The following is a 9334-nucleotide window of genomic DNA, read 5'->3' on the forward strand; positions in this document are numbered from 1 at the left end:
AGAGGCATTGAGAAAGGCGCAGTTAGCGATGTTGCGGGGAGAGGTAGTTATTGCAGATGGGGAGTTAAAGGGAAGTGGAGAGCGTAGGGTAGTGCCGTTACCTCCAGCGTTAGAAAATATAGAGAATTATAATTTATCTCATCCTTATTATTGGGCAGGGTTTACTATGGTTGGTAGTCCTTGGTGATGGGAAAGAGATGGTCACTTCAGTTATCAGTTATCAGTAATCAGTTATCAGTTTAACTAATTAGGGTTTGCTGAAAAAGTCTTATGGGTGAAGGTAGGAGTCATATCATGTCCGTTTATATCGTTTGTGTAAACCCAAGGGTGAATATCTACAGGAAATAATGGTTTTTTTCTTGCGAGGGTAGCCTTTCTTCCTCTTCTCTCTTCCCTCTTCCTTCTTCCCTCTTCCTTCTTCCTTACCTTTGCTATACAAGACCGATGCTGCCGGACATGATATCAGGTAGTAGGGGCGAACGGCCGTTTGCTAACGCAAAGCTCCGCAGCTTCTCCTTATTTATCCGCGATTTCTTGATAAATTGCTAAAGATTTTTGGAGTAATTGTTATAGATGTCTATTAGAGTAATGAGTTATGAGTAATGAGTTATGAGTAATGAGTTATGAGGAGGGAATTTTAAGCTATAAATGAAGAGAAAGTTTTTTGCGAAGCGCTCTTATCCGGACATGATATAACTTGTTTCCATTGGTGGCCTCAAACTAGGGCTGTTCAGTTATAAGCGATCGTCAGAACATAGAGCTAGTTGGCGATCGCCATCTTTTAGGCCATAAAATTTGAAGACTTCTACTGTAATGATTCTGGCTTTATTATAAGTGATCATCCGAACATGATATTAGAATCCCCTCGGCAACAGTTGCGGGGAGTAGTCAACAACACTGACTTCTGGATTATAAAGAAGTAAGAAGTCAAGAAAAAAGAAAAAGGAAAAATGACTCTGGTGATGCTGCATTGTAATGGTCGTGCATTGTCCAGCAATGTTTGTTACAAGAAAAGTGGGAGCATCTTGCTCCCGTGCCAGGTATTCCTGTTTGCTATATACTATTTCGCTGTATACCATTACTATGCAGGAATACCCTAAGTTTCTAACTAAAAGGATCTAAATCATTACATTCATCCTCATCTCCATTCTTACGAGCATACTTAGAAGGTGGGCGATCGCTACTCCAGGCCCACCAACTACAACCACACTTACAATGATAAAATTCTTGCCATTTGCGACGACTATTTTCTCCATAGACAGGGGAACGTCGATTAATCCAAACTGCCTGTGCGTCTATTGCACTTGCCCCACACTTAGGACAGCAGAACTGAAACACATGAATTGAGGATTCTGTCCATTGAGGAGGAGTTGGGCTAAATGCTTCCATGATTTATTTTTCCTACCATATAAATTTACTTATTTGACATCCTCTCCTGCCTAAAGGCGAGGAGATTCCTATCCACCTAATAGTCATCCAAATCAAATAAAGATAACTGCATAGGTTCAAAGTGGGTTGACGTTTCACAGGCTGCTGCTACCTTGACAGTAGTCTTATGCTTGCCTCCGCGTCCGTTTAATGTCTCAGACTGCCCGCCCGCGACTAATATATTTATTGCTGCGTTGTGGTCTCTATCATGTGTAGTTTCACAGTTTAAACACTGCCACTCACGAATTGACAAATCTAATTTGCCTCGCGCGTTAACCACAACATGAACAAATTTGACTGGTTGGTTGCCAACGATTAATGATTCTAAATTCTCTACCGTATTTTTCTGCTTTTCCTTCTAGGAATGTTCGGAATTGTCTCCATCCTAAATCAGAAATAGCCCTAGATAATTTACGGTCTCTTGGTGCGCATTCCCTTGCGACTGGCGTCGTCGCGGGGTCGCACCGCTTTTTAACCATTCCAGATACATTCAAATCTTCTAAAACTATCACTTGGTTTTCGTTAATAATTTCAGTAGATAATTTATGCAGAAAGTCTGTCCTTGTATCTTTCAGTTTTGCATGAAACTTAGCTATTCTCAACCTAGCTTTTTCATAACGATTTGTACCTCTAGTTTTCTTAGATAATGACTTACTTAATTTTCGATATTTCTTGATTCGTTTCTTTAGTGGCTTTGGTGCATCAATTTTTCGACCATCACTCAATGTAGCAAAAGTTTTAATTCCTAGATCAATTCCAACTGAATTATCAGTTTGAGGTAATGATTCTGGTTGTATTTCTACTACGAAACTTAAAAAATATCTATTGGCAGAGTCTTTAATAACTGTTACAGAACTAGGCTGACTAGGTAGTTTTCTAGACCAAATAATTTTGAGCTTACCTACTTTTGTTAAAACAACTCTGTCTTGAGAAATTTTAAATCCTCCTTTCCTAAATCTAGCTGTTTGTCTAGACTTTTTAGATTTAAACTTAGGAGGTCTTGCAGGTTTTCCTTTCCTCTTACCTTTACAACTATTGAAAAAGTTTTGATATGCTGCATTCAAATCATTTAATGACTGTTGCAATGGAATATTGGAAACTTCTTTTAACCATTCTCTATTTTCAGTCTTTTTAGCTTGGGTAATAAACTGTTTTTGTAGTTCTGCATTACTAGGCTTTTTCTTACCTTCTTTGTACAACTCGTTGCAATAAGCTAAACTATCATTCCATACTGTTCTACAACATCCAAATAATTTAGCTAAAGCTTTCTTTTGTACATTGTCTGGATATACTCTGTACTTATACCTTGCTTTCATCTTTTTCCTCATCGACCTGATTTATATTATCATATAATTGGTTACACATTGGGGATAAATATGAAAAATAATCAATTAAGATTGCGGATGAATGATGAAAGGATGGATAAGTTAAGATTATATGCACGAGTAAAAGGTAAAACAATGACTCAAGTAATTGAAGAACTGATTGATAGTTTGCCAGAGGTTGTTGTTAAACCAACTGAACAAGAAGAAATATTTATCAAATAATTAAATTCGCCCTATAAGGGCGAGGCTTGAAACCCACTTTTTCGGTCAATATTATAACTGAAAGTTAAAAAGCGTTTGGGTCCGGAATGCTCGGCAAACAGCAATTTAGCACTCAGAATTGCTGTTTAGATTTATACTGAAACCGAGAGCAATGCAATTTCCAATAAGATTTTAACTCAAGCTCTAAATTGCAGAAAAAAAACACTCTTTATTCCCTATTTCCTGCTATATTTATAAATTTTATCCCTAATCAAATGAATCTGTTATTAAACTTTATCTCTTTAATTGGAATTGTAATTCTGTGCTTTATTGCATGGTTAGGTTCAGAAAATCGCCTAATTATTCCTTGGAAAGTTATATTTTGGGGAATAGGATTACAACTATTTATTGGTTTACTCATATTTGTATTACCAACTCGCGACCTCATTGCACAAATCAATAATCTCTTAAATACAGTACTAGATGCTTCAGAAGCAGGGGCTAGATTTTTATTTGGCGGCTCTGATTCGGCAATTGTCCCAGACCCTAATCGGATTGTTGGACCTGGTCCAGCAGCTAGATGGATAGTTAGAACTGTAGGTACTCCTTATGTAGAAATTCCAGGCGATCGCCTCACCCCGGATAATCTTAGTTTAGGCTTTATTTTTGCCTTTCGTTCTCTGCCACAAATCATCTTTTTTTCTGGGTTAATTAGTCTATTATATCGACTAAATATTATTCAGCCTATCGTTAAATTGTTTGCTAAAATTTTCCAAAAAACAATGAACATTAGTGGGGCAGAATCTTTATCTGGAGCTGCAAATATATTTGTAGGAATAGAATCAGCAATTGCTGTCAAACCATATCTAAAGGATATGACCCGCAGCGAACTTTGTACTATTTTATCTTGTTGTTTTGGTTCGATCGCCTCTTCAATATTAGGCATATATGCAGTTATTCTCAGACCAACTTTTCCTGGCATTACTGGGCATTTAGTTTCAGCATCAATAATGACTATTCCTGCTTGTTTTGTATTATCGAAACTCTTGATACCAGAAACGGAGAAACCGAAAACTTTAGGTCATATTCCATCTGAGAAAAAAAAAGAAAATGACCAATTACCAAACCCAATGGATAGTTTAATTAATGGAGGGATAGATGGAGTAAAAATGGCAGTGGGAATTGTGGCAGTAATTATTGTAATTTTGGGATTACTTGCCTTAGTTAATGCCATATTTAATGGTTTAGCAAATCTACCAAGTCCTCTAGGAAATATCTTCCAAATAATTACTGTACAAAATATTTTAGGAGTGATATTTTTACCTCTAACTTTTCTCACCGGAGTATCTCTAGAATGGAACGAACTTTGGCAAGTTTCAATATTAATTGGACGTAGATTATTTGAAACAAGTATCCCTCCTTATTTTACTTTGGCACAACTAAAAGCGGCCGGAGAAATTAGCGATCGTGGCTTACTAATAGTTAGTTATGTTCTTTGTGGTTTTACCCACATAGCATCCTATGGAATTTTTGTCGGTGGAATATCAAATCTCATACCATCGAGGCGATCGGAACTTTCTTTTCTTGGTTGGAAAGCTCTATGGGTTGGTACTCTTGCTACCTTAATGACAGGTTGTGTCGCGGGGTTATTTGATTTTGGAGACCCTACTATTTTAGGTCTTAGCTAGTAGGTGTTCAACAATTAATAATTAATAATTAATAATTAATAATTAATTATTAATTATTACCTCTTCTTTTCAAGTTCTTTTCAAGGAGAGGATTGACGCGGAGCATGAAAATTTTTTCTCTCTTGGTCGATTGGATATGGCTCCGAGACCTTGCCATCCCACCCAACGGGGAAGCTCCGAAGATCGATCGCTTGTTTCTCCTTTAAAGGAGAGGCTTTAAACCTTAATTATTCGGTAGATTTTAGGTGGTAAGTTGATAGTTGAATATTCTGAGAAATTTAACTGATAATTTATAGCCACTGCCATTAGTACTCTTGACTTATGGAATATTAACCTTCTTCCTTCCTTCTGGTATACAACTTTTTTTTCAGATACTGTATACCTAAATAATTCAGACTATAATGATGATAATTTGTAAGCATTCCGGAGGAAATGCTTACGATAATTTACAGCAAAAAATTAATTTGGAAGTTTAAAATAGTAATTCCAAATCATTTGTCAAAAATCTAAGGATATATAAAAAATCTGAAACTTTTACCGAAAAATTGTGGTTTAAAGCCTCCCCTTTTAAGGGGATAATAAATAAAAATTGTCCTTTGAATCAATCCTCTTCTTTTCAAGGAGAGGTAATTCTAAATTCTAAATTCGCGCATTCTAAATTCTTGAATCCTGTTCCCTAAATTCAAAGATATTTTTACAACTGATAACTGATAACTGATAACTGATAACTGAAATAGAATGGCTATATATATGAAAAAATGGCGCTTAATTAGTATTGGATTATTAACAGCTCTAACTTTATTTATTTTCAATTATATTATCGGAAATTGGCATCAAATATCCTTACTGAAACCTGCCCAAGCTGAAGATATTACTAATTCATTAATCACTTTGAGTTCTCGCTCATATAAAGATAGTAAATTTGAGATTGGAATTATAGAAGGTTATCAACAAAAAATTATTGCTGGCGTACCAGTATTTGAATCGCCAGAAGGAAATTTAGCTTATACTGTGGTCGTCAAACCTCAAGTTAATTTACAACAGCTAGATAATCAAACTTTAGCGATAATTGCCATAAATGAATTTGCTAGAGGCGAAGGTTTTCAACCACAAGAATTTCAAGTAATTAAACCAGGAGAAATTACTTTACCTTGGAGTGGTAGTTTAACAATAAATAATAATACACAACCGATAAATGGAATAATTTTAGCCAGTCAGATTGATAGAAATGTATTTTTATTGTTAATTAGTGCCACAGACGCAAAAACAGAAAAAATCACCCAAGTTTTGCAAATTTTATCCAATAGTTTAAAAGCAGTTTAATTAATGGATAATTGATAATTACCTCTGGTTAAAACCGTCCTTGATTGAATATAAAGAAATATTATTTCTTCACAGGAGTCGATTGGATATTGCTCCTTTGACCTCGCCATCCCACCCTACGGGAAGCTACGCTAACGACCGCTTTTTTCCCCTTAAAAGGGGAGGCTTCAAGGCGCGAATTATTTAATTATTAATTATTAATTATTAATTATTCGGCAATTCCAATTTAAAAAAATAATGCTTATAGCAGTCAAAGGAAAGATTAGGAGAGATATAGCAATGAGCGCTCAGGTATTTACAATGTCCCGCTGAAAGTGCAGCAAGCGAAAAGGTGTACAAAAAATAATGTGTAAATATGCCAGCACACATTGCTATAAACAGCTTAAAACTCAGACAATGTAATATTTTTCCTTCTTCCTTCTTCCTTCTTCCTTCTTCCTTCTTCTTCCTTTTTCCTTAATTTAAAAATTATGAATCCAGAACTTTCTGAAACTACCCGCTTATTAGATATCATGCCTGCTTCTGGGCGGATGATGACAAAAATAGTTGGTAAAAATCAACAATCTACTATTATTGAAACAACCTTTCCTTTACCTTGGAAAAATGACCGGGTAATCTATCTAAATTTTGACTTATGGATGAACTTACCCAAAGGACAACGAGATTTAATCATGTTACGAACTGTCAATTGGTTATGTGAAATTCAATGGTTTAAGCCTAATCTGAATCAAGGTATTTTTGCAGTTGGTTTAATAGGATTAATTTCCCAATTAAGCCAAGCAGATGTGGTGGGAATATTAGTTGCTGGTGGTTTAAGTACAATTGGTTTAATCAAAATTTGGCAAAGTAATCATAGTACACAAACAGAATTAGCAGCAGATGAAATGGCAATTAGAGTAGCAACAAGACGAGGTTATCAAGAACCTGAAGCCGCAAATTATTTATTACAAGGAATAGAAAATGTAGCCAAAATTGAAGGGCGTAATAATCTGAATTTTACCGAGTTAGTTAGGTGTCAAAATTTAAGAGCGACCGCTGGTTTATCTCCTGTAGCAGTTCCGGAAAAAGTGAGAAAAGAATAGGTAGTTCTGCATAGTTAGGACTTACCGAAAAGCGACGTTGAAAGCCCCCGTGTTTTAACCGGGGGATGAAAACAAGGGAGTCGTTTAGACAAGACTTCTAAAGTTTTCCTGTGCTATTATTATCAATAAAAAGTAAGCAGAACCCTAGGCATTGGCCTTAGCCGACTGTGTAGGGGCACTTTGACTTGTCCCCAAAGAATATATTTTTGGTCAGCTAAGAATAAACGAAGCAACACGGATTTATCCTGTTGCGTAGTATCTACTTAGAATCCCCGTGCCAACAGTCGGGGAGTAGTCAAACATAAACGCTATTGGTAGTGGACTGTTTCATCTAAAATAGTGCAATACTATTCTATTGCACCATTTTAGCTGTGTCAGTCCAGTAGATTGCATTCTGAAAAAAACCGTGATAGTTTGACATCCTCCCCGGCCTAAAGGCACGGGGATTCCTACTAAGCCGTAGCTCCTCGGCGGGTTGACGCTTCACAGGGTGCTGCTTCCTTGGCGGTAGTCTAACGCTTCCCTCCACGTCCGCGCACGAGTTTCCGAGTGCCCCCCGGCAACTAATGACACAATAGCATATATTCAATTCACTTGCATGCTCAAATAAAAAGTCGCCCTACAAGGGCGAGGCTTTAAACCCAATTTTTCGGTAAATATAATAACTACTTATGTACATCATATTATGACTTTTTATTCAACACAAAATAAAGATACTTTTAGATAAAAAGAGCAATTGCGTACGCTTAACGGAAGGTTATCGCCATCTCTCCTCAACTAATAAATAATTAAATTAACTCCAATGTTGTAGTTATTAGGAAAGACAAAAGCAAAATTTCAAGCTTTCAACCTTCCCTTTGCTATTATTTCAACCAAGAACGAGTAATTTCTTCTAACTGATTAAATTCTTCTTGACTCATCTCCCAACCAATAGCTCCTAGATTTTGTCGAACTTGTTCATAATTTTTACAACCAGCAATAGGAATCACACTATCTTGAAAAACCAACCAATTCAGGGCAACCTGAGCCAGAGTTTTGTCATATTTCTCACCAATTTGTTTTAACAAAGACATCACAGGAGCAATTTTTTCCAAACCCTTTTTCTGGAAACGAGAGTCAAATTGACGAGCACCAGTCGGTGGTTTTTCCACAGTATATTTACCAGTTAATAAACCTTGAGCTAAAGGACTATAAGCTAAAATTGTTACACCTAACTCTCTAGCAGTATCCAAAATTCCTTTAGCTTCAATTTGTCGAGAAAGCAGAGAATATCTCACCTGATTAGTTGCTAAAATCACCCCTCGTTTTTCCAGGATTGCATGAGCTTGACGCATCTCTTCCACCGAATAATTACTAACACCAACCGCTTCAATTCTGCCCTGTTTTACTTCATCAGCCAAAGCATTTAATAAAGTTTCCTGACTCATCAAAAAAGTAAACGGCCAATGTACTTGATAAAGAGTAACTTTCGGCAACATTAATCGTTTCAAACTAGCAGTAACAGCATCTGCAATAGACTCAGAAAAAAAACGCCAAGGAACAGGACCATATTTAGTAGCAATTTGCACAGGTTGTTCAGTTTTTTGCATAAATTTTCCCAGCAATTCTTCTGATAAACCATTGCCATAAACTTCAGCAGTATCAAAGAAATTTATCCCTGCTTCTAAGGAAGTTTGAAAAGCAGCTTCTACTTCATTAGCACCATAATTACTGCCATAATTCCAGAAAAATTTATCCCCCCATGCCCAAGTACCAATACAAATGGGATTAACAGTTATTCCTGTTTTACCTAAAGTAGTTGTTGCCATGTTCAAAAAAAACCTAATTAGTGTATAATGCTCAAAACTAGACTAACAATTTTCAGTAAAATTTTCATCTAGTATAGATGTTAATTTACCAAAAAATAATTCAGTTATCAGTCTTCAGAATTCAAAATAAAATTCAGTAAGGCTTATGTATGAATAACAGGGTTTAAAAGCCCCACTAAGTTATAAAATTGATATTTTTAATTAGTTCATACTCAACAATCCCAGAATAATTATTTTGTCTTCTAGTTTCTGGCAAATGACTCAAAAATTTAGGTTTCAAGCTTCCCTTGTTAAGAGGATAAAACAGAAAATTCTGCATCTTCTCGCCTCCCTATTATAGGAGGTACTGAAAAAGGAGGCTATAACAATCAGAAATCATTTGTAAAAAATCTAAGGATATATAAATTCAAAATAAAATTCAGTAAGGCTTATGTATGAATAACAGGGTTTAAAAGCCCCACTAAGTTATAAAATTGATA

9 protein-coding genes are annotated in these 9334 nt (G+C 35.9%); 5 read left to right on the forward strand and 4 right to left on the reverse strand.

Annotated features, from left to right (window positions below; all coding sequences use genetic code 11):
- Positions 1 to 187: CHAT domain-containing protein (locus F6K23_RS32965; RefSeq protein ID WP_293164118.1), on the forward strand; the 187-nt coding region annotated here is incomplete at its 5' end.
- A 917-nt stretch (positions 188 to 1104) separates the two neighbouring features.
- Here the strand turns inward: F6K23_RS32965 and F6K23_RS32970 are convergent.
- The 3 genes from F6K23_RS32970 to F6K23_RS32975 all read right to left on the reverse strand — a co-directional run bounded on the left by F6K23_RS32970 (position 1105) and on the right by F6K23_RS32975 (position 2744).
- Complete coding sequence (locus tag F6K23_RS32970; protein ID WP_293164120.1) at positions 1105 to 1389, reverse strand: hypothetical protein; 285 nt, start codon at positions 1387 to 1389, stop codon at positions 1105 to 1107.
- Between the two features lie 76 nt (positions 1390 to 1465).
- Positions 1466 to 1681, reverse strand: a complete 216-nt coding sequence (locus F6K23_RS42420; protein WP_367267895.1) for a zinc ribbon domain-containing protein — start codon at positions 1679 to 1681, stop codon at positions 1466 to 1468.
- A 19-nt stretch (positions 1682 to 1700) separates the two neighbouring features.
- Positions 1701 to 2744: an RNA-guided endonuclease InsQ/TnpB family protein gene (locus tag F6K23_RS32975; RefSeq protein ID WP_367267896.1), complete on the reverse strand. Its 1044-nt coding sequence runs from the start codon at positions 2742 to 2744 to the stop codon at positions 1701 to 1703.
- A gap of 87 nt (positions 2745 to 2831) precedes the next feature.
- Between F6K23_RS32975 and F6K23_RS32980 the strand changes: the two genes are divergently transcribed.
- The 4 genes from F6K23_RS32980 (at position 2832) to F6K23_RS32995 (ending at position 7047) form a co-directional block, all read left to right on the forward strand.
- On the forward strand, positions 2832 to 2975 hold the full coding sequence (locus F6K23_RS32980; RefSeq protein WP_293164122.1) for a hypothetical protein: 144 nt from the start codon (positions 2832 to 2834) through the stop codon (positions 2973 to 2975).
- A 254-nt stretch (positions 2976 to 3229) separates the two neighbouring features.
- Positions 3230 to 4642 carry a NupC/NupG family nucleoside CNT transporter gene (locus F6K23_RS32985; RefSeq protein ID WP_293164123.1) on the forward strand — a complete coding sequence of 471 codons (1413 nt, stop codon included), beginning with the start codon at positions 3230 to 3232 and terminating at the stop codon, positions 4640 to 4642.
- A gap of 750 nt (positions 4643 to 5392) precedes the next feature.
- Positions 5393 to 5965, forward strand: coding sequence for a hypothetical protein (locus tag F6K23_RS32990; protein WP_293164125.1), 573 nt, complete (start codon positions 5393 to 5395; stop codon positions 5963 to 5965).
- A gap of 470 nt (positions 5966 to 6435) precedes the next feature.
- Positions 6436 to 7047 (forward strand): DUF3318 domain-containing protein, encoded by a 612-nt coding sequence (locus F6K23_RS32995; RefSeq protein ID WP_293164127.1) that lies wholly within the window; start codon positions 6436 to 6438, stop codon positions 7045 to 7047.
- A gap of 863 nt (positions 7048 to 7910) precedes the next feature.
- On the opposite strand, the gene F6K23_RS33000 is transcribed toward F6K23_RS32995, so the two are convergent.
- Entirely contained in the window at positions 7911 to 8855 is a 945-nt protein-coding gene (locus F6K23_RS33000; protein WP_293164129.1) for an aldo/keto reductase, read from the reverse strand.
- Between the last annotated feature and the right edge of the window lie 479 nt (positions 8856 to 9334).

Origin of the sequence: Okeania sp. SIO2C9, from assembly GCF_010672455.1 — a bacterium.
GTDB lineage: Bacteria > Cyanobacteriota > Cyanobacteriia > Cyanobacteriales > Microcoleaceae > Okeania.